Annotated in this window: 23 protein-coding genes; 22 read left to right on the plus strand and 1 reads right to left on the minus strand. The window is 59.6% G+C overall.

What is annotated here, in order from left to right; genetic code table 11:
* Window positions 1-2 precede the first annotated feature (2 nt).
* The 13 genes from leuC (at window position 3) to NE562_RS01000 (ending at window position 13,359) form a co-directional block, all read left to right on the plus strand.
* Entirely contained in the window at window positions 3-1,262 is a 1,260-nt protein-coding gene (gene leuC / locus NE562_RS00940) for a 3-isopropylmalate dehydratase large subunit (protein WP_280960510.1), read from the plus strand.
* A gap of 16 nt (window positions 1,263-1,278) precedes the next feature.
* Window positions 1,279-1,770, plus strand: coding sequence for a 3-isopropylmalate dehydratase small subunit (locus tag NE562_RS00945; protein WP_280960511.1), 492 nt, complete (start codon window positions 1,279-1,281; stop codon window positions 1,768-1,770).
* Between the two features lie 3 nt (window positions 1,771-1,773).
* Window positions 1,774-2,850, plus strand: a complete 1,077-nt coding sequence (gene leuB, locus NE562_RS00950) for a 3-isopropylmalate dehydrogenase (protein WP_280960512.1) — start codon at window positions 1,774-1,776, stop codon at window positions 2,848-2,850.
* Between the two features lie 180 nt (window positions 2,851-3,030).
* Window positions 3,031-5,544 (plus strand): tetratricopeptide repeat protein, encoded by a 2,514-nt coding sequence (locus tag NE562_RS00955; protein WP_280960513.1) that lies wholly within the window; start codon window positions 3,031-3,033, stop codon window positions 5,542-5,544.
* 102 nt (window positions 5,545-5,646) lie between these two features.
* Entirely contained in the window at window positions 5,647-6,387 is a 741-nt protein-coding gene (locus NE562_RS00960) for a WecB/TagA/CpsF family glycosyltransferase (protein ID WP_280960514.1), read from the plus strand.
* A gap of 4 nt (window positions 6,388-6,391) precedes the next feature.
* Window positions 6,392-7,171, plus strand: coding sequence for an FAD-dependent thymidylate synthase (gene thyX, locus NE562_RS00965; RefSeq protein WP_280960515.1), 780 nt, complete (start codon window positions 6,392-6,394; stop codon window positions 7,169-7,171).
* A gap of 12 nt (window positions 7,172-7,183) precedes the next feature.
* Entirely contained in the window at window positions 7,184-8,101 is a 918-nt protein-coding gene (locus NE562_RS00970) for a DUF2156 domain-containing protein (protein WP_280960516.1), read from the plus strand.
* Window positions 8,098-8,898, plus strand: coding sequence for a GNAT family N-acetyltransferase (locus tag NE562_RS00975; protein WP_280960517.1), 801 nt, complete (start codon window positions 8,098-8,100; stop codon window positions 8,896-8,898). The genes NE562_RS00970 and NE562_RS00975 overlap by 4 nt, the downstream gene beginning before the upstream one ends.
* Before the next feature lie 55 nt (window positions 8,899-8,953).
* Entirely contained in the window at window positions 8,954-9,505 is a 552-nt protein-coding gene (locus NE562_RS00980; RefSeq protein WP_280960518.1) for a DJ-1 family glyoxalase III, read from the plus strand.
* On the plus strand, window positions 9,492-10,064 hold the full coding sequence (locus NE562_RS00985; protein WP_280960519.1) for a 5-formyltetrahydrofolate cyclo-ligase: 573 nt from the start codon (window positions 9,492-9,494) through the stop codon (window positions 10,062-10,064). Before NE562_RS00980 ends, NE562_RS00985 begins: the two co-directional genes overlap by 14 nt.
* Window positions 10,054-10,938: a CPBP family intramembrane glutamic endopeptidase gene (locus NE562_RS00990; protein WP_280960520.1), complete on the plus strand. Its 885-nt coding sequence runs from the start codon at window positions 10,054-10,056 to the stop codon at window positions 10,936-10,938. Before NE562_RS00985 ends, NE562_RS00990 begins: the two co-directional genes overlap by 11 nt.
* A gap of 50 nt (window positions 10,939-10,988) precedes the next feature.
* Window positions 10,989-12,146 carry an endolytic transglycosylase MltG gene (gene mltG, locus NE562_RS00995; protein WP_280960521.1) on the plus strand — a complete coding sequence of 386 codons (1,158 nt, stop codon included), beginning with the start codon at window positions 10,989-10,991 and terminating at the stop codon, window positions 12,144-12,146.
* Window positions 12,133-13,359, plus strand: a complete 1,227-nt coding sequence (locus NE562_RS01000; protein ID WP_280960522.1) for a peptidase U32 family protein — start codon at window positions 12,133-12,135, stop codon at window positions 13,357-13,359. Before mltG ends, NE562_RS01000 begins: the two co-directional genes overlap by 14 nt.
* Before the next feature lie 73 nt (window positions 13,360-13,432).
* Here the strand turns inward: NE562_RS01000 and glpK are convergent, their stop codons facing one another.
* The gene (glpK, locus tag NE562_RS01005; RefSeq protein ID WP_280960523.1) at window positions 13,433-14,923 is read right to left on the minus strand and encodes a glycerol kinase GlpK; all 1,491 of its coding nucleotides are present in this window, start codon (window positions 14,921-14,923) and stop codon (window positions 13,433-13,435) included.
* Window positions 14,924-15,106: 183 nt separating this feature from the next.
* Here glpK and trpS point away from each other — a divergent pair, with 183 nt between their 5' ends.
* The 9 genes from trpS to glmM all read left to right on the plus strand — a co-directional run bounded on the left by trpS (window position 15,107) and on the right by glmM (window position 24,155).
* On the plus strand, window positions 15,107-16,117 hold the full coding sequence (gene trpS, locus NE562_RS01010) for a tryptophan--tRNA ligase (protein ID WP_280960524.1): 1,011 nt from the start codon (window positions 15,107-15,109) through the stop codon (window positions 16,115-16,117).
* Between the two features lie 25 nt (window positions 16,118-16,142).
* Window positions 16,143-17,279: a glycosyltransferase family 4 protein gene (locus tag NE562_RS01015; RefSeq protein ID WP_280960525.1), complete on the plus strand. Its 1,137-nt coding sequence runs from the start codon at window positions 16,143-16,145 to the stop codon at window positions 17,277-17,279.
* Window positions 17,266-18,414: a non-hydrolyzing UDP-N-acetylglucosamine 2-epimerase gene (gene wecB, locus NE562_RS01020; RefSeq protein WP_280960526.1), complete on the plus strand. Its 1,149-nt coding sequence runs from the start codon at window positions 17,266-17,268 to the stop codon at window positions 18,412-18,414. The genes NE562_RS01015 and wecB overlap by 14 nt, the downstream gene beginning before the upstream one ends.
* Window positions 18,411-19,184, plus strand: coding sequence for a hypothetical protein (locus NE562_RS01025; protein WP_280960527.1), 774 nt, complete (start codon window positions 18,411-18,413; stop codon window positions 19,182-19,184). Before wecB ends, NE562_RS01025 begins: the two co-directional genes overlap by 4 nt.
* Window positions 19,185-19,190: 6 nt before the next feature.
* The gene (locus tag NE562_RS01030; RefSeq protein WP_280960528.1) at window positions 19,191-20,447 is read left to right on the plus strand and encodes an aminotransferase class I/II-fold pyridoxal phosphate-dependent enzyme; all 1,257 of its coding nucleotides are present in this window, start codon (window positions 19,191-19,193) and stop codon (window positions 20,445-20,447) included.
* 107 nt (window positions 20,448-20,554) lie between these two features.
* A complete protein-coding gene (ruvC, locus tag NE562_RS01035) occupies window positions 20,555-21,046 on the plus strand; it encodes a crossover junction endodeoxyribonuclease RuvC (protein ID WP_280960529.1) in 492 nt (163 codons plus the stop codon).
* A 2-nt stretch (window positions 21,047-21,048) separates the two neighbouring features.
* The gene (gene ruvA, locus NE562_RS01040) at window positions 21,049-21,657 is read left to right on the plus strand and encodes a Holliday junction branch migration protein RuvA (RefSeq protein ID WP_280960530.1); all 609 of its coding nucleotides are present in this window, start codon (window positions 21,049-21,051) and stop codon (window positions 21,655-21,657) included.
* Window positions 21,658-21,670: 13 nt separating this feature from the next.
* Complete coding sequence (gene ruvB, locus NE562_RS01045; RefSeq protein ID WP_280960531.1) at window positions 21,671-22,711, plus strand: Holliday junction branch migration DNA helicase RuvB; 1,041 nt, start codon at window positions 21,671-21,673, stop codon at window positions 22,709-22,711.
* A 91-nt stretch (window positions 22,712-22,802) separates the two neighbouring features.
* Window positions 22,803-24,155, plus strand: a complete 1,353-nt coding sequence (glmM, locus tag NE562_RS01050) for a phosphoglucosamine mutase (RefSeq protein WP_280960532.1) — start codon at window positions 22,803-22,805, stop codon at window positions 24,153-24,155.
* Window positions 24,156-24,304: the final 149 nt, after the last annotated feature.

Below are 24,304 nucleotides of genomic sequence, written 5' to 3' on the forward strand. Positions count from 1 at the left end.
TAATGGGTATGACGATGACGCAAAAGATCCTTGCAAAGCACGCGGGGATGGAAAGCGTAAGCGCCGGCCAGCTGATCGAGGCAAACGTCGACCTGACGCTCGCGAACGATATCACCGGCCCGGTAGCGATCCGCGAAATGGAAAAGGCGGGCTTTGAAAAGGTGTTCGACAACCGCAAGATCGCGCTTGTTATGGATCACTTTGCACCGAATAAAGATATTAAATCGGCGGAGCAGTGCCTTGAATGCCGCCAGTTTGCCAGAAAGCATCAGATCGTCAACTTTTTTGACGTGGGCGAAATGGGTATCGAGCACGCGCTTCTGCCGGAAAAGGGCCTGACCGCGCCCGGCGAGCTCATCATCGGCGCGGACAGCCACACCTGCACCTACGGCGCGCTCGGCGCGTTCTCTACCGGCGTCGGTTCGACCGATCTGGCCGCCGGCATGGCGACGGGCAAGGCGTGGTTCAAGGTGCCGGAGGCCATCCGGTTTGAGCTGACGGGCGCGTTGCAGCCGGATGTTTCCGGCAAGGACGTTATTTTGCACATCATCGGCAAAATCGGCGTGGACGGCGCGCTTTACAAATCCATGGAGTTCACCGGCGAAGGCGTTTCCGCGCTTTCGATGGACGACCGTTTCACGATCTGCAACATGGCGATCGAGGCGGGCGCGAAAAACGGCATTTTCCCCGTGGACGATAAAACAATGGATTACATAAAGGGCCGTGTCGACCGCGAGATCACCGTGTTTGCGGCTGATGACGACGCGGCGTACGGCGAGACGATCGAGATCGACCTGTCCGCCCTCAAGCCGACTGTCGCCTGCCCGCACCTGCCGGAAAACACCAAGACCGTCGACGAGATGGGCCGGGTGGAGATCCAGCAGTCTGTGATCGGTTCGTGCACGAACGGACGCATTGAGGATATGCGCGCCGCGGCGGCTATTTTGAAGGGCCGCCATGTGCATCAGGATGTGCGCACCATCATCATTCCCGCCACGCAGGAGGTTTATCTCCAGTGCATCGAGGAAGGCCTGACCAAGATCTTCATTCAGGCTGGCGCGATCGTTTCCACCCCGACCTGCGGCCCGTGTCTGGGCGGCCACATGGGCATTCTGGCCCATGGCGAGCGCTCCGTTTCGACGACAAACCGCAACTTCGTCGGCCGTATGGGACATATTACCTCGGAAATCTATCTGGCCAGCCCGGCGGTAGCGGCGGCCTCGGCGGTAGCGGGCTACATCTGCACGCCGGCCGATCTTTAAAGGGAGGAAGCAGACCATGAATGCAAAAGGCAAGGCTTTTAAATACGGGGATAACGTGGATACCGATGTTATCATTCCCGCGCGTTACCTGAATATCGCAGATGTCAAAGAACTTTCTTCGCACGCGATGGAGGATATCGACACGGAATTTGTCAAAAAGGTGCAGCCGGGCGACGTCGTTGTCGCCGCGCGCAACTTCGGCTGCGGCTCGTCCCGCGAGCATGCGCCGCTGGTTTTAAAGGAAAACGGCGTTTCCTGCGTGATCGCTTCGTCGTTCGCGCGTATTTTCTACCGCAACGCGATCAATATCGGCCTGCCCATCCTCGAATGCGAGGCGGCGGTGAACGGTATCGCGGCGGGGGACACGGTTTCGATCGATTTCGACAGCGGCGTGATCACTAACGAGACCAAAAACGAAACCTATCAGGCGCTGGCGTTTCCGCCGTTTATCCAAAGCATTATCAAAGCGGGCGGCCTGCTCGCGTCGCTCAAAGAGAGAGGGGTCTAAGCCATGCAGTACAATATCGCGGTCGTAAAGGGCGACGGTATCGGCCCCGAGATCGTCACCGAGGCGATGCAGACCCTACAAACGGTGGGCGGGAAGTTCGGACACAGCTTCTCCTTTCAAGAGGTGCTCGCGGGCGGCTGCTCGATCGACGCGCACGGCATCCCGCTGACCGATGAAACGATTGAAATCTGCAAGGCGGCGGATTCCGTGCTGCTCGGCGCGGTAGGCGGCCCCAAGTGGGACGAAGTGCCCTCCGGCAAACGGCCGGAAAAGGCGCTGCTTGGCCTGCGCGCGGCGCTCGGCCTGTTCGTCAACCTGCGCCCTGCGCAGATGCACGCGGCGCTGTCGCAAGCCTGCCCGATCAAGCCGGAGATCATCGGCGCCGGGTTTGACATCCTCGTTTGCCGCGAACTGATCGGCGACGTGTACTTTGGCCGCCACTACCGCTGCGAGAGCGACAAGGGCTGGGGAGAAACCGGCTGCGACGAAATGAACTACTCTACATTTGAAGTGGAGCGCATCGGCCGCCGTGCGTTCGAGCTGGCCAGAAAGCGGAACAAAAAGGTGTGCTCGGTCGATAAGGCCAACGTGCTGGAGACCAGCCGCGTCTGGCGCGAGACCATGCACCGCATCAAGGACGAGTACCCGGATGTGGCGTATTCCGATATGTACGTGGACAACTGCGCCATGCAGCTCGTCCGCAATCCGGGCCAGTTCGACGTAATCGTGACCGGCAACTTGTTCGGCGATATCCTGTCGGACGAAGCTTCGATGATTACCGGGTCGATCGGCATGCTGCCCTCGGCCTCGATGAATGAATCGGGCAAGGGCATGTACGAGCCCATCCACGGTTCCGCGCCCGATATCGCGGGCAAGGGCATCGCCAACCCGATCGCGACCATTCTTTCCTGCGCCATGATGCTGCGTTACTCCTTCGGCCTTTCCGCCGAAGCGGACGCGATTGAGCGCGCGGTGGAAGCGGTGCTGAACGAGGGCCACCGCACCGCCGATATCGCGGCGGCGGGTGAAAAGGTGCTTTCCACCTCGGAAATGGGCGCGCTGATTCGCGCGAAGCTATAAATCATAAATAAACGATAAACGGCGCGATATGCATATGAAGTGCACCGCCAACGTTAGTTTCAGTATACCATGCTGTCTAACTTTGGGGGTGCACTTCACTGCGGCATATCGCGCCGTTCATATTCCTTTTCTTGCTTGTTCCATGCATATGTTTTATACTAATGAGCGAGGATACTCGCTTTGGAAAGGACGACGATGATGGACACTGAACAGAAAATGCCCGACCAAACGGATAATAAACGAGCGGAAAATACATATACCGCGGTCTTTCTGTCGCCCGAGCTGATTAGCGCGGCCACCGCCAGACAACAGCGCAATTATAGCGAGCTTGTGCGCCGGGCGGAAGACGGCGACTTATCCGCGCAGGATGAACTGGGCGTGCACTGTTGCAACGGCAGCGGCGGCGCCGAGCAAGATTTTAAAAAGGGATTCTTTTGGTTTTTGAAGGCGGCGGAGCAGGGAAACATTACCGCGATTTATCATCTTGCCATCTGCTATGAATATGGCTACGGCGTGCAGGCGGATATGCGGCATGCCGCCTCGCTGTATGAGGAAGCGGCGGAGCAGGAATTTCCGCCCGCCCAGTGTGCGCTGGGCCTGTGCTATGAACTGGGGGAAGGCGTGCCGGAAGACAAGAAGCTGGCGCGGGAACTGTACCAGCAGGCGGCGGAGAACGGCTATGCCCCGGCACAGTGTAATCTGGGCTTTTTCTATTATCAGGGCATTGCGGTGGACGAGAACAACGCCGAGGCTGTCAGATGGTTTACCCTCTCGGCCAAGCAGGACTATCCCCGCGCACAGTTTCTGCTGGGGGAGTGCATGGAGTGCGGATATGGCGTGCCAAAGGACGAAGCGAAGGCATCCGCGCTCTATGAAGCAGCGGCGGAGCGCCGTTTCGCACCCGCGCAATATCGGATAGGCCTGCGCTATTATTATGGCATCGGCGTCGCGCCGGATCAGAAAACAGCCGTGACTTGGTTCCAAAAAGCGGCGGAGCAAAACGATCCGGATGCGCAGTGCATGCTGGGGGAGTGCTACGAAAACGCCAGCGGCGGTCTTGACGAGGACCGGGAGAAATCCCGCGCGCTGTATGAGAAAGCCGCGCAGGCGGGCGTTGCCCGCGCGCAGTGTGATTTAGGCTATTTCTATTACTACGGGATCACAGTGGAACGGGACGGCGCGCAAGCCGCTCGTTGGTTTGAAAAAGCAGCGGCGCAGGGTCACCCAAGGGGACAGTATTATCTGGGCCTATGCTGCGAAACAGGCTACGGCGTGGAGAAGAATCCGCAAGTCGCCGCCGGGTTGTATGAAAAAGCCGCGGAGCGGGCGTATTGGCCCGCCGTTTGCGCGCTGGGGCTGCTGTATGAAACGGGAAGCGGCGTGCCGGAGGATAAAGACAAAGCCCGCGCATTGTATCTGCAGGCCGCGGAGGGCGGCTATGCGCCCGCACAGTGCAATTTGGGGTTTTTCTACTTTCGCGGCATCGCTGTTGAGGAGGACGATATCGCGGCCGCAAAATGGTTTGCAGCCTCTGCGGAACAGAATTACCCCCGCGCACAGTTTTATATGGGCGTGTGCTATGAAAATGGCTATGGGGTAAAGCAAAGCTGGGAGCAAGCGTTTGCGTGGTACAGTCAGGCCGCGGAACAGGACAATGTGATGGCGCAGTGTAATTTGGGGTTTTGCTACGAAAAGGGGATCGGGACGCAGTGCGACCTGCCGCTGGCGGTATCGTGGTACAGGAAAGCCGCGGAGCGGGGGGATGCGCAGGCGCAGCATAATCTCGGATACTGCTATAAAAACGGCTTTGGGATTGAGCGGGACTATGAGCAGGCGGTTCGGTGGTACCGTCTTGCGGCGGAGCAGGGTCACCCGGTATCGCAAAACAATTTGGGCTACTGCTATACGCACGGGCAAGGCGTCGAGCAGGATGAAGCGCTTGCGATCGCGTGGTACAAAAAATCCGCTGCGCAGGACTACAGTCAGGCGTATGTCAACCTTGGCTGGTGCTACGAATTTGGCAAAGGTGTGGAAAAAAACCTAACGGAGGCAGCCGCCTATTACCAAATGGCGGCGGAGCAGGGCAATATCGTGGGGCAGAATAATCTGGGCACCTGTTTTCTGAACGGAAGCGGCGTACAGCAGGATGAAGGTCGGGCGGCGGCGCTCTATCGCCAATCGGCGGAAGCAGGGTATGCCGCCGCACAGTATAATCTTGGCTACTGCTATGCCCTTGGACGAGGGGTGGAGCGAAACGCTGCACTGGCCGTCCATTGGTACGAAAAAGCCGCCGCGCAGGGCGACGCGGATGCGCAGTTTAATCTGGGCCGGTGCTACGAATGCGGGCAGGGCGTGAAGAAGAGCCGTCGGCTTGCGGCGGCGTGGTACACGAAAGCCGCGGAACAGAGTCACGCGCCCGCGCTGTGTAATCTGGGTGAGTGTTACCGATTTGGCCGCGGCGTGCCAAGGGACAAGGCAAAGGCCGTGGAACTGTACCGGCGGTCCGCCGCGCAGGGAAACCGGGTGGCCATGTTCAACCTTGGCGAATGCTACGAAAAAGGCACAGGCGTGCCGAAGGATAAAGCCGAAGCGCTTGCATGGTATCAGCAATCCGCCGGTCATGGTTACGAGGAGGCCAAAAAGCGCGTCGCACGGCTGACGAACAAACCATTAAAATGGCTTTGGGGCGGTTAAGCGCTCTGCGTTGCAGCAGGAAATAGTTTTTCTTGAGATTTTTGGGCTTCTGGTATATAATAAAATAGATTTTGGATATACAAAGGACAGGAGATACTTGGAATGAAAACCGCTTCTATCTTGGGCGTCCATTTCCATGCAGTGACCCTAGGTCAGGCCGTGGAGGTCGCGATGGACCGTTTGCGCGCGCGCAGACAAGGGTATGTGGTGACGCCGAATCCGGAGATCGTGGAGCTTTGCCGGAAGGACGACACGCTGCGCGGCATCGTCAACCGGGCCGCGCTGGTACTGCCGGACGGCATCGGCGTGATATACGCGGCCAAGATTTTGGGCGAGGAACTTTGCGGCAAGGTGGCCGGCATCGATTTTGCCGAACAACTGGCCGCCGCTATGGCGCGCGAGGGCATGCGGCTGTACCTGCTGGGGGCCAAACCCGGCATCGCGGAAAAGGCGGGGCGCAATTTATGCGAAAAGTATCCCGGTCTGGTGCTCGCGGGCTGCCACGACGGCTACTTTGCCGATCCCGGCGAGGTCGTCGAAGCGGTGAACGCCTGCGGCGGCGCGGACGCGGTTTTTGTCTGTCTGGGCGCGCCCAAGCAGGAGCGTTTTATCGAAGCGCATATGGAGGAGATGCACGCCACGCTTTTTTGCGGACTCGGCGGCTCGCTCGATGTGTTCGCGGGCGAAGTAAAGCGCGCGCCGGATATTTTTATCAAGCTGGGTCTGGAATGGTTTTACCGGCTTTTAAAGCAGCCCAGCCGCTTTGGGCGCATGCTGAAGCTGCCGAAGTTTTTATTTATTGTGATCGGTCAGCGCCTTACCGGCAGAAAGGGGAAAAGCTAACTCAATGAAAGTCAAACTCATCGCCCATACGCCCGAACCGGAAAAGCTGGTGGCCGCGGCCGCGAAAAACTGCTACTCCGCCACCGATGTGGACGGCGTTTTGGAAGGGCTGACGCCCGAAAAGACCGAACGCTTTGTTGAAATGCTGTCCGAGATCGGGCATGAGAGCCCGATCGAGCACGCCTCCTTCACCTTTGCGATCGAAGGGGTTTCGCGCTCGCTGCTCGCGCAGATCACGCGGCACCGTATGGCCTCGTTTTCCGTGCAGAGCCAGCGCTACGTGCGCGCGCACGGTTTTGAATATGTCGTGCCGCCCGCGATCGATAAAATCCCCGCCGCGCGGAAACAATTTATAAAAGCCATGGAAGACGACCAACGCACCTACGAGGCGCTTACTGAAACGCTTATGCAGGGCTATCTGGACGAGCTGCTGGAGCAGGGCGTGCCGGAAAAGAAGGCGAGGAGCGACGCGGAAAAGCACGCGATCGAGGACGCGCGCTATGTCATGCCGAACGCCTGCACCACCCGCATCGTCATGACGGCCAATGCCAGAAGCCTGAAAAACTTTTTCGCGCTGCGCTGCTGTAACCGCGCGCAGTGGGAAATTCGCGCGCTGGCGGAAGAAATGTACCGCCTGACCTATGCCGCCGCTCCCACGCTTTTTTCGCATTGCGGCCCCGCCTGTGTGGACGGCGCGTGCAGCGAAGGCAAGATGAGCTGCGGCAAGGCGGCCGAGGTGCGGGCACATTACCAAATGCTGCGGGGAGACGCGGCAACCGAATAGAAAGTGAGTTTTATGTTACTGCCATTTCGAGAGATCACGATAGAAGACAAAGCGGCCGTGGACGCCTGCGGCGCTCACCACAATTACCACCTGTGCGAGCGGTGCTTTACCGACCTGTTCATGTGGCGCGGCCATTACGAGACGCAGATCTGCTTTTTGGACGGCTTTCTGCTGGTCAAGATGCGGCCCGAGGACGGCGGCTTCGAGCGTTATCTCGCTCCGATCGGCGACGGCGATCTTGCCGCCGCGATCAAGGCCTTGGAAGCGGACGCCGCCGGGCGCGGCAATCCCTTCCTGATGGTTTCCATCGCCGAGGAAATGATCGAGCGTGTGGAAGCGGCCTGTCCGGGCCGGTTCGAGTTCCTGCACGGGAACGAGGATGGGGACGATTATATCTATCTGGCCGAAAAGCTCCGCACGCTATCGGGGAAAAAGCTGCAAAGCAAGCGCAATTTGGTCAACCGTTTTTTGGCCGCGCATGAAAACCGTTGGAGCTATGAGGATATCACGCCCGAAACAACGGGCGAGGCGTACGAATATCACCTGCGCTGGTGCCGCCAAAACGGCTGCGCGCACAACGCATCGTTTGAAGGGGAGACCTGCGCGATCAAGCAGGCGCTCGATCACTTCGCGGCGCTCGATCTGCGCGGCGGCATGCTGCGGCTGGACGGCGAGGTAATCGCCTTTACGCTCGGCTGCCGGGCGACCGAGGATATGTATGTGGTGCAGATCGAAAAGGCCGATCACGACATCCCCGGCGCTTACCAAATGATTAACCAACAGTTCGTTTTAAGGAACTGCGATGAGGTGGAATACGTCAATCGGGAAGAGGACCTTGGTCTGGAAGGCCTGCGCAAGGCGAAAAAGTCCTATTATCCTGTCATGCGCGGCGTGAAATACGCGGCCCGGATTAAGGACGCCGCCGTATGATCCGATTTGCCGACACGGGCGATTTAGAAGCGGTGCGCCGCCTTTGGGAGACCTGCTTTCCGGATGAGGGCGGCTTTAACGATTGGTTTTTTGAAAACCGTTACGCGCCCCGGCACACGCTGCTTTTCACGGATGAGGGCGTGATCTGCGCCATGCTGCAAATGCTGCCCTACCGCCTGCGCTTTGGTGCAAGGACGGGAGACGCCACCTATATCTACGGCGCGTGCACCGATCCCGCGTTCCGCCGCCGTGGGCTGATGGCGCGGCTGCTGGAGCATTCGTTCGCGCTGGACAGGGAAGCGGGCCGCGTATGCTCCATGCTGATCCCGGCGGAGAAATGGCTGTTTGACTTTTATCGCCCCTTTGGCTACGAACCCGCTTTTTTTGCAGACAAGCGCCGCGTGGAACGGCAAGCGGTTTCCGCCTTGCTGCCGCGGCGGCTGACAGGCGCGGATATTCCCGCAATGGACGCGCTTTATGCGCGGTCGGCGGGCGAGCTTGCCGTTTTGCGGGACGATGCGTTCTGGCGCATGCAGCTATCGCTGTTTGATGCGCTCGGCGCGGGCGTCTACGGCTGGTTCGGTGAGGACGGCCTTGCCGCTTACGCCTTTTGCTGGGCGGACGGCGCGCAGGAAGCCGTTGGCATGCGTCCGGCGTACGAGCAGGGCCTGCTGCAAACGTTGGGGCTGGCCGCGCTATCGTATACCGCCCCCGGCGGCAAGATGCCGCTTGGCTGTGTCAAGTGGCATATTCCGTCGCCGAACCAAACGGGTTATTTCAATTTAATGCTGAACTGAACAAATATAGTTGCAAGCGTGCTTGCAAGCGACAACTGGAAAGGTGTGCTGAAACATGGTATATGTATTGCTGGCGGAAGGCTTTGAGGAGATCGAAGCGATCACGCCCGTCGACCTGCTTCGCCGCGCGGGCGTCGAGGTACAGACGGTAGGCGTGACCGGTAAAACGGTCGGCGGCTCGCACGGGATCCCGGTGGTGGCCGATATCGAGATGGATGAGGCTGACTGGGACGGGACCGAAATGGTCGTGCTGCCGGGCGGTCTCAAGGGCACCAACAACCTCAATGAGGATGCGCGCGTGCACCGCGCCATTGAAGGCATGCTGCAAAAGGAAAAATACGTTACCGCCATTTGCGCCGCGCCGTCGGTCATTCTGGGCGGCATGGGCGTTTTGCAGGGCAAGAAAGCCACCTGCTACCCCGGCATGGAGGACGGCATGAAGGGCGCGACCCCGCTTTCCCGCAACTGCGTGGTGGATGGACACATCATCACCGGCCGCGGCGTGGGCGGCGCGCTGGATTTTGCCTGCGCGCTCGTATCCGCTCTTTGCGGCGAGGAGCAGGCGCGCCGGGTTGCCGCCGCCGTTGTGCACCATGCGGGAGCCTAAGAGCGCGTTGCGTGCGCGTTTCCGGCAAGAGCGGAGCGCGGTATCACCCGTTGAAAAGCAACGGATCGACGAGGCCGTCGCCGCAAACGTGCTGCAAAGCGGGGTCTACCGCGCGGCTAAAACGGTTTTCCTTTATGTTTCCACGGCGGCCGAGATTGACACTAGCCGTATTTTAGCGGACGCGCTGCGGCAAGGCAAAACGGTATGCGTGCCCCGGTGCGAAGCGGCGCGCGAAATGACCGCGCGCCGCATACGCACGCAGGAAGAACTTTGCGGGGCCGGCGCCTTTGGCATTTTGGAACCGTCGCCGGACGCGCCCATCGTGTCCCCGGATCAGATCGACCTGATTCTCGCGCCAGCGCTCGCGTGCGACAGGCGCGGGGTGCGTTTGGGCTATGGCGGCGGCTACTACGATAGGTTCCTGCACCGGTCGAATGCTTTCCGCGCGGCGCTCTGCGCGGAAAGCCGCCTGCTCGAAGCGCTGCCCGCGGAACCGCATGACGAGCGCGTGCAATACATTTTTACCGAAAGGCAGGTCTGGCAGGTTCATGAAACGTAAAACCGCATTGTTTCCCGGACTGTCGCTGTTCCTGTGCTTTTGTCTGCTGACCGGCTCGGGCGCGCTGGCTACTTATTTCGGCGGCGGCACGTTGCTGATCGCGGCTTCGGAATTGATTTCGTTCGCTTTGCCCATGCTGCTGCTTTGGGTGACCATGCGGCAGCGCGAGCGCCTCTCCAAACGGCTCAGGCCAAAACCGCTGCCCAAGGGGGCGATCGGGTTTTCGGTCAAGCTGGGCGTAACGGTCGCCGTTTTATCGCTTTTTCTCAATTTCCTGATCTATCAGCTCGTGGGGCTGGCCGGGGCCGATCTATCGGCCACCGCGCTCGACGCGCCGCAAACCGGGCTGACGGCGCTGGGCAGGGTGGCGGTCATCGTCGTCCTATCCTCACTGGTGGAGGAACTTTATCTGCGCGGCTCGCTGCTCGCCGCCCATGAACAGTTGGCAGGCACGGGAGCGTGCCTGCTGGTCAGCGGCGTCGCGTTCGCCATGCTGCACGGCAGCTTGATGAATTTTATCGGCCCGATGGTGGCCGGCGTGGCCTACGCTTATTTAGCTTATTCTTTTGGCAGCCTTTGGCCCGCGATCATCGCGCACGCCGTCAACAATATTTACTATGTGCTTGTCGTATGGATCACGGAGACTTATTCCGCGTTCGGCATCTGGAATTATTTCGCGGCCGTCAACGCGCTGATCCTGCTATTATTCCTGTACCTGACGCTGCGCGCGGCCGAGCGGCTGCTCGTCAGAGGATCGATCCCGCATTTTGAAAAGGGCGCGGGCCGCAGGGATTTTTGGCGGCTCACCGCAAACCCCGGATTTTTGGTCTTTGTGCTGGCCTTTGTGGCAAAGGCTGTTCTGCACTGGATATAGAGCGGTGCCGCCCCAAGCGGTACGTTTTTTAAAACAACAGAGGTGATACTATGGATAATATGGAAAACAACGTAAATCAGCAGCCCGAGCAGCCGGAACGGCAGCGGTCCGGCCGCCGACGCAGCCGGCGGCAGAAAAACGGCGGGTGCGCGGGCACGGTGGTCTATGTGATCGCGGTGCTCGGCATTTCGATCGTGCTGTCGCTCGTGGCGATCTTTGTGGCAAACGATGTGTTCGCCTTTGTTGCGGACGATGCCGAAAAGCCGATCACGGTTTCGGAAAATACCGATGTGGTCTCGCTCAGCAAACAGCTGGACGACGCGGGCATCATCCACTACGGCTCCATTTTCAAACTGTATATCAGCCTGACCGGCAAAAACGCCAGCGTGCTCGCCGGCACCTATACGCTCAACCCGAATATGGACTATGGGCAGATCGCGCGCGCGCTGGTCAGCTCGGAAGACGCGGAGGTTGTCGAGCTGATCATTCCGGAGGGCTACTCGGTCGCGCAGATCGGCCAGCTGATGCTGGAAAAGCATGTGTGCACCGAAGAAGCGCTGAATAAGGCGCTGAACGAATACCCCTTTAAGCACGAGTTTTTAAAGGATCGCCTGCCGCCTAAGGAGGGCTGGCTGGAAGGCTACCTCTTCCCGGATACCTATCAGGTATTCGCCAATAACAACGCGGTAGAAGCGATCAATAAAATGCTCAATAACTTCGGCGACAGCAAGTACGACGATGAGATCAAGGCGGGCGCCGAGCAGCTGGGCCGCTCGATGCACGAGATCGTCACCATCGCGTCTCTGATCGAACGCGAGGCGCAGAAGGACGACGAGTACGCGCGCATCGCGGGCGTTATCTATAACCGGCTGAATAACGCCGGACAGTTCCCGTACCTGCAGGTGGACGCTTCCGTGCTGTACGGCCTTGGCCGAACGAGCGGTAAGCTCACGCAGGAGGAATTGCAGCAGGACACGCCGTATAACCTTTACACCCAGCAGGGCCTGCCGCCCGGACCGATCTGCAACCCGGGTTATAAATCGCTTTACGCGGCCACCCATCCGGAGGAGCACGGCTACTACTACTATGTCGCCATGCCGGACGGCTCGCACCTGTTCGCCTCGACCAACGACGAGCAGAACAACAATATTGCGATCTCCAATCAGGCGCAGGCGCAGGCTGCCAACCAGTCGAATGAGGGTGAATAAGCGGCCGGAGCTGCTCGCCCCGGCGGGCGATCCGGAAAAGCTGCGCTACGCGGTCGCCTACGGAGCGGATGCGGTGTATATGGCGGGGCGCCAGTTCGGCATGCGCGCCGCCGCCCAGAACTTTGATGATGACGCGCTGCGCGAGGGCGTTGCCTTCGCGCACGCGCACGGCGTAAAATGCTATATCACGGTCAACGTCATGCCATCCAATGCGGATCTGGACGCGCTGCCCGCGTATCTTGCTTTTTTGCAGGAGATCGGGGCGGACGCGCTGATCGTGGCCGATGTGGGCGTGATCCGTTTGGCCAAACGCTATGCGCCGCGCGTGCCGCTGCACATCTCTACGCAGACGAGCATTCTAAACCATGAAGCCGCCAATTTTTGGGCTGAGCTGGGTGCGGAACGCATCGTTTTAGCGCGCGAGCTGTCGCTGGCCGAGATCGCGGAGATCCGCGCCAAAACGCCGGAAAGCCTTGCGATCGAAGCGTTTGTGCACGGGGCGATGTGCATTTCCTATTCGGGCCGTTGCCTGATCTCGCAGTACTTGACCGGGCGCGACGCCAACCACGGCGCGTGCGCGCAGCCCTGCCGCTGGAAGTATACGTTGATGGAGGAGCAGCGCCCCGGCGAATACTTTCCGGTCGAGGAGGACGGTCGCGGCACCTACCTGTATAACTCCAAGGATCTTTGCATGATCGGCCACATACCGGAGCTGGCAAACGCGGGCGTCGATTCGCTCAAGATCGAGGGACGGAACAAGACCGCGTATTACACCGCCTGCGTGACAGGCGCTTACCGCCGCGCGATCGACGCATACGCGGCGGGGCGGCCCTTGCCGCAGGATTGTCTGGACGAAGTGAACAAGGTGAGCCACCGCGTATACTACACCGGCTTTTATTTTGGCGGCGCGGAAAACGGCCAGCATTACGAGGATAGCCAGTATATCCGCGACTATGAGGTGGCCGGTATGCCGCTTACGATCGGGCCGGAGGGGCACGCTGTGTTCGCCCTGAAAAATCGCATTTTTAAAGGGGAGGAGCTGGAGCTGCTCCAGCCGGACGCCGCGCCCTATGTTTTTTCCGCATTTCCACGAAACGACGAGGGGGAGGCCCTCGATCTGTTCAACGTGCCGCAGATGCGCGTGCATTTTGATTTTCCGTTTCCCATCCACCCCTATGCCATTTTGCGCAAAAAAAAGGAGCGCCCCACATAAGGGCGCTTCAGGCGCTGACGTGCGTTCAGCGGAAGCCGCTTCATCAAGAAGCCGCTCCGCTGAACGCATTTTTTTATTCTTCCCGGGCCCAGCCTTTGCTGCGCCCCACGGCCTTGTTCCAGCCGCGCAGCAGTTCCTTGCGCCGCTCTTCGTTCATCTCCGGCTGGAATAGTGTATCGCAGCGCCACAGGCGGGTCAGCTCGTCCCGGTCGCGCCAAACGCCAGCGGCCAGTCCCGCCAAATAGCACGCGCCCAGCGCGGTCGTTTCGCGAATGACCGGGCGGCGGATTGCCAGCGCCGATATATCGGCCTGAAACTGCATCAAAAAGCCGTCCCTGCTCGCGCCGCCGTCCACCGAAAGGGTGGTTAGGGGCGCGCCCGTGTCGCGCGCCATGGCGGCGAGCAGATCGTTCACCTGATAGGCGATGGATTCCTGCGCGGCGCGGATGATATGCTCGCGCTTGGTGCCGCGCGTCAGCCCCAGCAGCGCCCCGCGCGCATACATGTCCCAGTGCGGCGCGCCAAGACCGGTAAAGGCGGGCACCAGATAAACGCCGCCGGTATCCGGCACCTTGCGGGCATAGTATTCCGCATCCTGACTTTCGGAGAAAAAGCGCAGCTCGTCCCGCAGCCACTGGATCACCGCGCCGCCGACGAACACGCTGCCCTCTAAAGCGTACTGCGTCTCGCCGCCGAGCTGGACCGCAATGGTGGTCAAAAGCCCGTTTCGGCTTTCACAGGGCGTTTCCCCCGTGTTCATCAGTAAAAAGCAGCCGGTGCCGTAGGTGTTCTTTGCGTCGCCGCGCTGAAAGCATGTCTGCCCGAACAGCGCGGCCTGCTGGTCGCCCGCGATGCCGCAGATCGGCACCTCGCCGCCGGGCAAAGAGACCGTGCCGTAAACCTCGCTGGAAGAGCGCACCTCGGGCAGCATGGCGCGCGGGATATCGAGCGCCTCCAGCAGGGTGTCGTCCCAATCGAGGCGGTGGATGTCGTACAGCATGGTGCGGGAGGCGTTGGTCGCGTCCGTGATGTGCGTTTTGCCGCCGGTCAGCTTGTAAACGAGCCAGCTGTCGACCGTGCCGAACAGGATTTCGCCCCGCGCGGCCTTTTCCCGCGCGCCGTCGACATGGTCTAGGATCCATTTGATCTTGGTGGCGGAAAAGTAAGCGTCCGGTACAAGGCCGGTCACGCTTTTGATATGATCGGTCAGCCCGGCGGCTTTCAGTTCGTCCACGATATCGGCGGTGCGGCGGCACTGCCAAACAATGGCGTTATAAATGGGGCGGCCGGTGGCCCGCTCCCACAGAATGGTCGTTTCGCGCTGGTTGACAATCCCGACGCCCGCGATCTCGGCGGGGGAAGCGCCCGAAACGGCCAGCACCTCCATCATCGCGGCGTATTGGGTCGACCAGATCTCCATCGGGTCCTGTTCGACCCAGCCCTCGTGCGGATAGTGCTGTTCCAGCTCGTGCTGGCGGATGGCAAGTATGTTCTGCTCCTGATCGAACAGGATGGCGCGGGATGAGGTCGTGCCCTGATCCAGCGCCAGTAAGTATGGGTCCATAACGGACTTCCTCCTTTCGGTTAAGCCTATCATACCCTCTTGCGGGCGGGCTTGTCAACCGGTGCAGGATCAGCCATTTTTAGTTGCATAAAGTGTAAAAATATGATATGATACTAACCAAGCATGGGGTCATGTATCCCAAAGCCGCTATATCGAATTTTTTTGTAAGGGAAGTCGTCATAAATGAGCGAAAACCAGAAGCAAACGATCTTTTCCGGCGTGCAGCCTTCGGGCAAACTCACGCTGGGCAACTACCTCGGCGCGATCCGCAATTTTCCGATCCTGCAGGAGGACTATAACTGCATCTACTGCGTGGTCGATATGCACGCGATCACCGTCCGGCAGGACCCCGCCGCGCTTCGCCGCGCCACGCTTGAGGTGCTGGCGCAATATATCGCCTGCGGCCTTGATCCGGAAAAGAGCACGCTCTTCATCCAGAGCCATGTGCCGGCGCACGCCGAACTGGCGTGGGTGCTCAACTGCTTCACCATGTTTGGCGAGGCCTCGCGCATGACGCAGTTCAAGGATAAGTCCGCCAAGCATGCCGACAACGTAAACGTCGGTCTGTTTACCTATCCGGTGCTGATGGCGGCCGATATCCTGCTGTACCAGACCAATCTGGTGCCGGTCGGCGTGGATCAGAGCCAGCACATCGAAATTTGCCGCGATATCGCAAACCGCTTTAACGGCGTGCACCCGAACACCTTCACTATCCCGGAAGGCTATTACCCCAAGGCCGGCGAGGGCGCGAAGGTGATGAGCCTGTCCGAACCGGAAAAGAAAATGAGCAAATCCGATGAAAACGAAAACGGCTACATCCTGCTGATGGATCAGCCGGACGCCATCATGCGCAAATTCAAGCGCGCCGTGACCGATTCGGACGCGCGCATCATCATGGACCCGCAGAACAAACCGGGCGTTTCCAACCTGATCCAGATCTATGCGCTCGCCACCGGCAAGACGACCGCCGAGGTCGAAGCGGAGTTCGACGGCAAGGGCTACGGCGATTTCAAACCCGCCGTCGGCGAGGCCGTGGTAGAGCTGCTGCGCCCGATCCGCGAAACCACCGAGGATCTTTTGAACAACAAGGACTATCTGGAAAAGGTATATAACGAGGGCGCGCAGAAGGCCGCCTTCCTTGCGCGTAAAACGCTTGATAAGGTCTACAAAAAGGTTGGCTTTGTAAAACGCTGAACGCGCGCTGGAGAGGAATGGTGAAATGCCGGAATATACGGTAATATGGATGATCGTCGCCGCGTTTTTGGTCGCCGGCGTGTTATCCTATTTCTTTACGCCCTACGTGAAAAAATTTGCGCACAAGATCGGCGCGATCGACGTGCCCAAGGATACCAGACGCATGCATAAGGAGCCCATCCCGCGACTCGGCGGGCTTGGCATCTTCATGGCGTTTTTGTGCTCGATCCTGTTGTTCGGCAAGCTGGATACGCCGATGCTGTGCGTGCTGCTCGGCGCCCTCCTGATCGTTGTGCTCGGTATCTTTGACGATGTGATGGCGCTTGGCGCAAAGCTCAAGTTTGTCGTGCAGATCATCGCCGCGGCGATACCGGTCTGCATCGGCGGGCTGCGCATCGATATGTTTACCAATTTAAACCCCTTTTCGGATGATATGTATTTCCACCTTGGCATTTTCGCCATTCCGGTCACCATCATCTGGATCGTGGGCATCACAAACGCCGTCAACCTGATCGACGGGCTGGACGGCCTTGCGGTCGGCGTTTCATCGATCGCGGCGATCACGATGCTCGCCGTGGCGCTGCTCACCGGCGAAATGGGCATCGCCATCACCATGGGCGCGCTGGCGGGCGCGTGCATCGGCTTTATGCCCTACAATCTCAACCCCGCCAAGATCTTTATGGGCGATACCGGGTCGACCTTTCTCGGCTATATGCTGGCGACGGTGTCAATCATGGGCCTGTTCAAATTTTACGCGGTCATTTCGTTCGCGGTGCCGTTTCTTATTTTGGGCCTGCCGATTTTCGACATGGCGAACGCCATTATCCGCCGTCTGGCCGAAGGGCGCAGCCCGATGAGCCCGGACCGCGGCCATGTGCACCACAAGCTGATCGATATGGGCTTTAACCAAAAGCAGGCGGTGGCCATTCTGTACGCCGTGAGCGGCACGCTGGGGCTTACCGCGGTCATCCTTACCTCGTCCGGCGAGGTCAAGGCGATCTTCCTGCTGCTGGCCGTGCTGGTCGCCATCATTGTGGGCGCGTGCGTGATCTACGGGGCGGAGCACCACATGCACCGCCGCCCGCCGGAAGGGGAGGAGCCGAAGAACGTTCCGCCCGCGCAGCCCGAAGAGAAGGAGAAAAATAGCGATGAACAAGATTAAAGTCATGACGGTTTTCGGCACCCGGCCGGAAGCGATCAAAATGGCGCCGCTCGTGCACGCGCTGCAAAAGAGCGATACGCTGGAATCCATCGTCTGCGTGACCGCGCAGCACCGTGAAATGCTCGATCAGGTGCTTGATATTTTTGATATCAAGCCCGATTACGATCTGAATATCATGCAGCCCCGGCAAACGCTGGCGCTCATCACCGAAAAATCCCTGCACGGTCTGGACGAGGTGCTCGAACAGGCGCAGCCCGATATCGTTCTGGTGCACGGCGATACCTCCACCACGTTCGCCGGCGCTTTGGCGGCGTTTTATCACAAGATCCCGGTCGGACATGTCGAGGCGGGCCTGCGCACCTATGATAAATACTCGCCCTTCCCGGAAGAAATGAACCGCAAGCTGGTCGGCCAGATCGCGTCCCTCCATTTCGCGCCGACCGTGCGCAACCGCGACAACCTCGCCCGCGAGGACATCGCGCAGGGCGTGTCCATCTGCGGCAACACCGTGGTGGACGCGATCCATATGACTGTGAAAAACGATTTTGCATTTCGCGACGAACAGCTGAAAGCGCTCGATTTTGCAAACAACCGCGTGGTGCTGGTCACCGCGCACCGCCGTGAAAACTATGGCGAGGCGATGGAGAATATCTGCCGCGCGATCGCTGAGCTTTCGGCGGCGTATCCGGACGTTCACTTTGTCTACCCGGTGCACCTAAGCCCCTATGTGCGGGAGACCGCGGAGAAATTCCTAGGCGGCAACGAGCGCATCCACCTGATTCATCCGCTTGCCGTGGATGAAATGCACAACCTGATGGCGCGCTGCTACCTTATCATGACCGATTCCGGCGGCTTGCAGGAGGAGGCGCCCAGCCTTGGCAAGCCCGTTCTGGTGCTGCGCCGCGAGACCGAGCGGCCGGAGGCCATCGAAGCCGGCACGGTAAAGCTTGCCGGCGTTGACCGTGAAACCATCGTTTCGCTGGCGCGCGAGCTGTTTGACGATCCGGCCGCCTATGCCGCGATGGCGCATGCGGTCAATCCTTATGGCGACGGCAAGGCCTGCGAGCGCATTTTGCAGGCGGTCGAGCACTTCTTCGGCCTGCGGGACGACGGCCCCGCGCCTTTCCAGCCGTGAAGCCGCCGAAAAAGCGCCGCCTTACGCCGCCCATGATCGCGTCGATCGGCGCTACGGTGCTGGTGATTACGCTGTTTTTAAGCTATCTGTTTTCTTCCGGGCTGCTGCATCCGCGCGGCGCCGGAATCGAGCTGCCGGGAGAAAACGACGGCGCGCCCGTTGTGACCACGGGCAGCAAAACGCTGACCGTGCAAAGCGTGTACGATGTTGAGATCGGCGTGTCCAACGCAAAGCAGGTGATCGCCTCGCTTACCCGGCCCGAAGCATACAGCTGCCGGGTGGAAAACCGGCTTGCCTACACGGGCGGTTCCTCCGCGCTTTATTGCCAGCGCTACGCGCGGGGCGGCGCGGTGCGCACCGATACCGTGGACGCGGCGGGAACGGTGCAGTCCACGCTGTTGCGGGTGGACGGCGTCGCCTACGCCTGGAACGCGGGCGACAGAAGCTTTTACAAAGGCTCTTGGGGCGATTTTTCCGACGATGCCGCCGCCATGCTGCCCACCTATGAGGATGTGCTGGAGGACGGGCTCGCCTACACCGCGGCGGGCAAGCAGGAGATCGAGCTGGAGCCTTGCGTCTATGTGGAATTTGAAAAGGACGGCTACCGCTGCCGGTACGATATTTCAGCGGTGAGCGGTCTTTTGCGCGCCGCCTCCTTTTACGAAGGGGAAACGCTCGTCCGTCAGGTAACGGTGAGCGAACTGAAACTGGAAACCCCGGCGGACGAGCTGTTCCAGCTGCCGAACGGGCAAAGCATATTGGGAGAATAAAAGTTTATGTCTGACTACCTTGCCATATCAGAGGAGATTCGCGCGCTCGGCCGGCAGGCCGAGCGCGAAATCATGCCTTATTTTGCGCGTATCGATGAGATCTGCGAAGAAAATACAGAGAAAGTTCTGGCAGCGTTTGCCAAGAACCGCGTGTCCGACAACCTGTTCGCGGGCACGACCGGCTATGGCTACGACGACCACGGGCGAGATACCTTGGACCGCATCTATGCCGATCTGTTCGGCACGGAGGCGGCCCTCGTGCGTATCGGCTTTGTAAACGGTACGCACACGTTGTCCTGCGCCATGTTTTCCGCCGTTTCCACGGGGGATACCGTGCTTTCCGTCACCGGCCCCGCGTACGATACACTGCAAAACACCATTACCGGCGACGGGTGCGGCAGTATGAAGCGCTACGGCATCGGTTACAAACAGGTCGATCTCGTGGACGGCCGACCCGACCTGCCCGCGATAGACAAGGCTGTGCGGGACGACGCGGTAAAGCTCGTCTTTATTCAGCGTAGCCGCGGGTATGCGGTGCGGCAAACGCTGTCCTGCGCCGAGATCGGCGAAATCTGCAAAACAGTGCGCGAGGCTGGCTCGCGGGCGGTTATCATGGTCGATAACTGCTACGGTGAGTTCGTGGAAACGACCGAACCGACGCAGGTCGGCGCCGATCTGGTCGCGGGTTCGCTGATTAAAAACCCCGGCGGCGGCCTCGCGCCTACGGGCGGCTATATCGCGGGCCGCGCCGATCTGGTGGAAAACGCCTCCTACAGGCTGACCGCGCCCGGCATCGGCGGCGAATGCGGCGCCACGCTTGGGCAGAACCGGCTGCTGTATCAGGGCGTTTTCATGGCCCCGCATACGACGGCGCAGGCGCTCAAAACCGCGATTTTTTGCGCAAAGGTCATGGAAATGCTCGGCTATGAGGTCAGCCCCAAGGCGGAGGAGCCGCGCTATGACATTATCCAGACCATCGCCTTCGGCGCGCCCGATCCGCTGCGCCGCTTTTGCGAAGGCATACAGGCCGGCGCGCCGGTCGATTCGTTCGTAACCCCGGAGCCGTGGGCAATGCCGGGCTATGACGATCCGGTGATCATGGCGGCGGGCGCATTCGTGCAGGGCGCTTCCATCGAGCTTTCTGCCGATGCGCCGATGCGCGAGCCCTATGTATGCTACATGCAGGGCGGGCTTACCTATTCCTCCGGCAAGGCGGGGATTTTGCTCGCGGCCGAGCGCATCCAAAAACAGCGCCGCGCTTGAGCGTTTTTTCTATGCGCCGGCAAGCGTCGGAATATTGCATCGTTACGCTGTTTATGGTACAATATTTTGGATAAGAACGTTAATTTGCGTAAAGGATTCGTTTTTATATGACAATAATCGGCATTGATCCCGGATATGGCACGATCGGCTACGGCGTGGTGCGGTATGAAAAGTTTCAGTTTACACCGGTGCAGTACGGGGCCATCAAAACCAGTCCCGGCATGCCGATGCATCTTCGCTTGGCTGAGATCTATGACGACCTGTGCACGCTGCTCGATACCTTTCACCCGGATGAGGCTTCGATTGAAGAGCTGTTTTTCAACTCCAACATCACAACCGGCATTCAGGTCGCGCAAGCGCGCGGGGTCATCTTGCTCGCACTGGCGCAGAAGGGGCTGCACCCGGCTTCCTATACGCCAAGTCAGGTCAAGCAGTCGGTCGTGGGCTATGGCAAAGCCGAAAAGAAGCAGGTGATGGAAATGACCAAGAACATTCTGCACCTGACCAGCATCCCACGGCCGGACGACGCGGCGGACGCGCTGGCGCTCGCCATTTGCCACGGGCACTCGGCGGGTTCGATCCGCTATCATGAGAGGTAACTATGTTTTATTATCTGGAAGGAACGGTCGCGCTGCTTCAGCAAGGGCTGGTGGTGATCGATTGCGGCGGCGTGGGCTATGCGTGCCATGCGTCGCAGAACACCGTCGGCAGCCTGAAAATGGGCGCGCGCGCCAAATTGCTCACCCATTTAAATGTGCGTGAGGATATTTTCGAGTTATACGGCTTCAGCGACGAGGAAGAGCGCTCTTGCTTTGAAATGATGATCGGGGTGTCGGGCGTCGGCCCCAAGGCGGCGCTTTCCATTTTGTCCGTCGCGCCGCCCGACCGGCTGGCGCTCTCCATCATCACGGGCGATGAGAAGCTTTTGACGCAGGCCCCCGGCATCGGCAAGAAAATCGCCCAGCGTATCATTTTAGAGCTGCGCGACAAAATGAGCAAGGAGCAGCTCGAAGCGGGCGCGTCGGCCGTGCCCGCCGCGCAGGCGTTTGCCGCGGGCGGCGCCAACCATACGCAGGAGGCGGTCGCGGCGCTCATGGTGCTTGGCTACAGTCAGGCCGAAGCGCTCGCCGCCATGAAGGGCCTCGACACCGCTCATATGGAGGCGGACGAGATCATCCGCCAGAGTCTGAAGAAGCTCGCGGCACAGTAAGGAGCAGGAACACTTGAGTATAGAATTTTCCGGCGGTATGACGGATGACGAGCGCATCATCTCATCCCGCCCGCTGGACGGCGACGAGACCGATCCCTCCCTGCGCCCCAAAACCATGGCGGACTACGTCGGCCAAACCAAGGCGAAGGAAAATTTACAGGTTTACATCGAAGCGGCAAAGCTGCGCGGTGAATCGCTCGATCACACGCTGCTGTACGGCCCGCCCGGCCTTGGCAAGACCACGCTCGCCGGTATCATCGCTGCTGAGATGGGCGTTAACATCCGTGTGACCAGCGGTCCGGCGATCGAAAAAGCGGGGGATTTGGCGGCCTTATTGACAAATCTTTCGGAAAATGATATTTTGTTTATCGACGAGATCCATCGTCTCGACCGCAGCGTGGAAGAGATCCTCTATCCGGCGATGGAGGATTACGCGCTCGATATCATCATCGGCAAGGGCCCTTCGGCCCGGTCGATCCGGCTCGACCTGCCGAAGTTTACGCTCATCGGCGCGACCACGCGGGCGGGGCAGATGACTTCGCCGCTTCGCGACCGTTTCGGCGTTTTGCTCCGGTTGGAGCTGTATTCGCCGGAGGAGCTGTGCCGCATCGTCGAACGCTCGGCCGGTATCCTAAACGTGCCTTGCGAGCACGAAGGCGCTTTAGAGATCGCGCGCCGCAGCCGCGGCACGCCACGTATCGCCAACCGTCTGCTGCGCCGTGTGCGCGATTTCGCGCAGGTGCGCGGGCAGGGGACGATCGATAAGGAAAACGCCGATATCGCGCTGCGCGCCCTAGAGATTGACGAGCTCGGGCTTGACAACATCGACCGGCGCATGCTGCAAAGCATTATCTTAAACTATGGCGGCGGCCCGGTCGGTCTCGACACGCTGGCCGCGACCATCGGCGAAGAATCGATCACGCTGGAGGACGTGTACGAGCCGTATCTCATGCAGATCGGTTTTCTCAGCCGCACGCCCCGCGGGCGGTGCGTGACGCTGCAAGCTTACCGCCATCTGGAAATGGAACCGGCGGACGGGCAGCAAATGATGTAGCGGATGATAAAATGAAAACAGGAAGCGGCGCTCAAAAGGTGCGTTCCTTACAATAGCGATCCTCAAAACTTGGAAAGTTGGGTGTTTTAATTTGGGTAGATACTTTGGAACAGACGGCGTGCGCGGCGTTGCTAATTCGGAGCTGGACGCACTGCTCGCCTTCAAGATCGGCGCGGCTGCCGCTTATGTACTGACGCAGGAACTGGAAAAGGACGGCAAAGCCAAGCTGCTGATCGGTAAGGATACGCGCATTTCCTCCGATATGCTGGAAAACGCGTTGGTCGCGGGCATTTGCTCGGTCGGCGCGGATGTGGAGCTGCTCGGCGTTATCCCGACCCCGGCGGTCGCCTTCCTTACCATCAAGCATAAGGCGGACGCGGGCATTGTGATCTCCGCGAGCCATAACTCGTTTGAATACAACGGCATCAAGATCTTCGCGGGCAACGGCTATAAGCTGTCCGACGACATGGAGAGCAAGATCGAGGACTTGATCGACGATCTGGATTCCATCCCCAAGGTAACGCACGAAAAGCTGGGCCGCGTGCTGCGCAGCGCGATCGACCCGGTCGTAGAATACACCGACCATTTGGCCGAGACCATTCAGGGCGATCTTTCCGGCCTGCGCGTTGCGATCGATTGCGCCAACGGCGCGTCCTCCACCACGATCCGCCGCCTGACCCGTTTGGTCGAATGCAAGAGCGAGATCCGCTTTAACGAGCCGGACGGCATCAATATCAACGACGGCTGCGGCTCCACCCATTTGGAGCAACTCAAGACGCGTGTGCGGAACGGCGAGTTCGACCTCGGCGTTGCGTTTGACGGCGACGCCGACCGTTGCCTGATCGTAGACGAGACCGGCGAGGAGCTGGACGGCGACCGCATCATGGCGGTTTGCGCGGCCCGCATGAAGCGGGAGGGCAAGCTGCGCGGCGGCGCGTTCGTCGCTACCGTGCTGTCCAACATGGGCCTGCACGCCTATGCGGAAAAGAACGACATGCGGATCGAGTGTTCCAATGTGGGCGACCGGTATGTGCTGGAAATGATGCTGGAAAAGGGCTATATACTGGGCGGCGAGCAGTCCGGCCACGTTATTTTCTTAGAATACGCTTCCACCGGCGACGGCGAGCTGACCGCGCTGCAGTTTATGTCCATTCTCAAAGAGAGCGGCAAAAAGTGCTCTGAGATCGCGCAGGAGGTTGTGCCGTGGCCGCAGCTCATGGTAAACGTCAAGGTGCCGAACGATAAAAAGTCGAAGCTGCACGAGCTGCCGCCCGTGCGCGAGGCGATCAAGGCGGCCGAGGCGGAGCTCGGCGAGGACGGCCGCATTCTGGTGCGTCCTTCAGGCACCGAAGCGCTCGTGCGCGTCATGGTGGAAGCCAAGGACAGCGCGAAAGTGGATTCTTTGGCAAAAAGTGTTGCAAAGGTCATAGAGTCTGTCGTATAATAGAAAAATAGCCAAAGCTATTTTCTCATAAAATCATATTTTTATTGCGTGGCAATAAAATGCACCAATGGGGGTGGGCGTGGTTTTCTCACGTCCACCCGTTTTTTAGCAAAGGAGGGGATGCGGCCCGATACAACTGAATTACATGA

The organism is Butyricicoccus faecihominis (genome assembly GCF_024462775.1).
Lineage (GTDB): Bacteria > Bacillota > Clostridia > Oscillospirales > Butyricicoccaceae > Agathobaculum > Agathobaculum faecihominis_A.

What these genes read in the sequence shown, in the direction of transcription:
- glpK (WP_280960523.1), bottom strand. Translation starts at nt 14,923, where the DNA reads ATGGACCCATACTTACTGGCGCTGGATCAGGGCACGACCTCATCCCGC.
- leuC (WP_280960510.1), top strand. Translation starts at nt 3, where the DNA reads ATGGGTATGACGATGACGCAAAAGATCCTTGCAAAGCACGCGGGGATG.
- wecB (WP_280960526.1), top strand. Translation starts at nt 17,266, where the DNA reads ATGAACAAGATTAAAGTCATGACGGTTTTCGGCACCCGGCCGGAAGCG.
- trpS (WP_280960524.1), top strand. Translation starts at nt 15,107, where the DNA reads ATGAGCGAAAACCAGAAGCAAACGATCTTTTCCGGCGTGCAGCCTTCG.
- NE562_RS01030 (WP_280960528.1), top strand. Translation starts at nt 19,191, where the DNA reads ATGTCTGACTACCTTGCCATATCAGAGGAGATTCGCGCGCTCGGCCGG.
- thyX (WP_280960515.1), top strand. Translation starts at nt 6,392, where the DNA reads ATGAAAGTCAAACTCATCGCCCATACGCCCGAACCGGAAAAGCTGGTG.
- NE562_RS00945 (WP_280960511.1), top strand. Translation starts at nt 1,279, where the DNA reads ATGAATGCAAAAGGCAAGGCTTTTAAATACGGGGATAACGTGGATACC.
- NE562_RS01000 (WP_280960522.1), top strand. Translation starts at nt 12,133, where the DNA reads ATGAGGGTGAATAAGCGGCCGGAGCTGCTCGCCCCGGCGGGCGATCCG.
- NE562_RS00975 (WP_280960517.1), top strand. Translation starts at nt 8,098, where the DNA reads ATGATCCGATTTGCCGACACGGGCGATTTAGAAGCGGTGCGCCGCCTT.
- ruvC (WP_280960529.1), top strand. Translation starts at nt 20,555, where the DNA reads ATGACAATAATCGGCATTGATCCCGGATATGGCACGATCGGCTACGGC.
- NE562_RS01015 (WP_280960525.1), top strand. Translation starts at nt 16,143, where the DNA reads ATGCCGGAATATACGGTAATATGGATGATCGTCGCCGCGTTTTTGGTC.
- NE562_RS00985 (WP_280960519.1), top strand. Translation starts at nt 9,492, where the DNA reads ATGCGGGAGCCTAAGAGCGCGTTGCGTGCGCGTTTCCGGCAAGAGCGG.
- leuB (WP_280960512.1), top strand. Translation starts at nt 1,774, where the DNA reads ATGCAGTACAATATCGCGGTCGTAAAGGGCGACGGTATCGGCCCCGAG.
- NE562_RS00990 (WP_280960520.1), top strand. Translation starts at nt 10,054, where the DNA reads ATGAAACGTAAAACCGCATTGTTTCCCGGACTGTCGCTGTTCCTGTGC.
- ruvA (WP_280960530.1), top strand. Translation starts at nt 21,049, where the DNA reads ATGTTTTATTATCTGGAAGGAACGGTCGCGCTGCTTCAGCAAGGGCTG.
- NE562_RS00960 (WP_280960514.1), top strand. Translation starts at nt 5,647, where the DNA reads ATGAAAACCGCTTCTATCTTGGGCGTCCATTTCCATGCAGTGACCCTA.
- NE562_RS00980 (WP_280960518.1), top strand. Translation starts at nt 8,954, where the DNA reads ATGGTATATGTATTGCTGGCGGAAGGCTTTGAGGAGATCGAAGCGATC.
- mltG (WP_280960521.1), top strand. Translation starts at nt 10,989, where the DNA reads ATGGATAATATGGAAAACAACGTAAATCAGCAGCCCGAGCAGCCGGAA.
- NE562_RS00970 (WP_280960516.1), top strand. Translation starts at nt 7,184, where the DNA reads ATGTTACTGCCATTTCGAGAGATCACGATAGAAGACAAAGCGGCCGTG.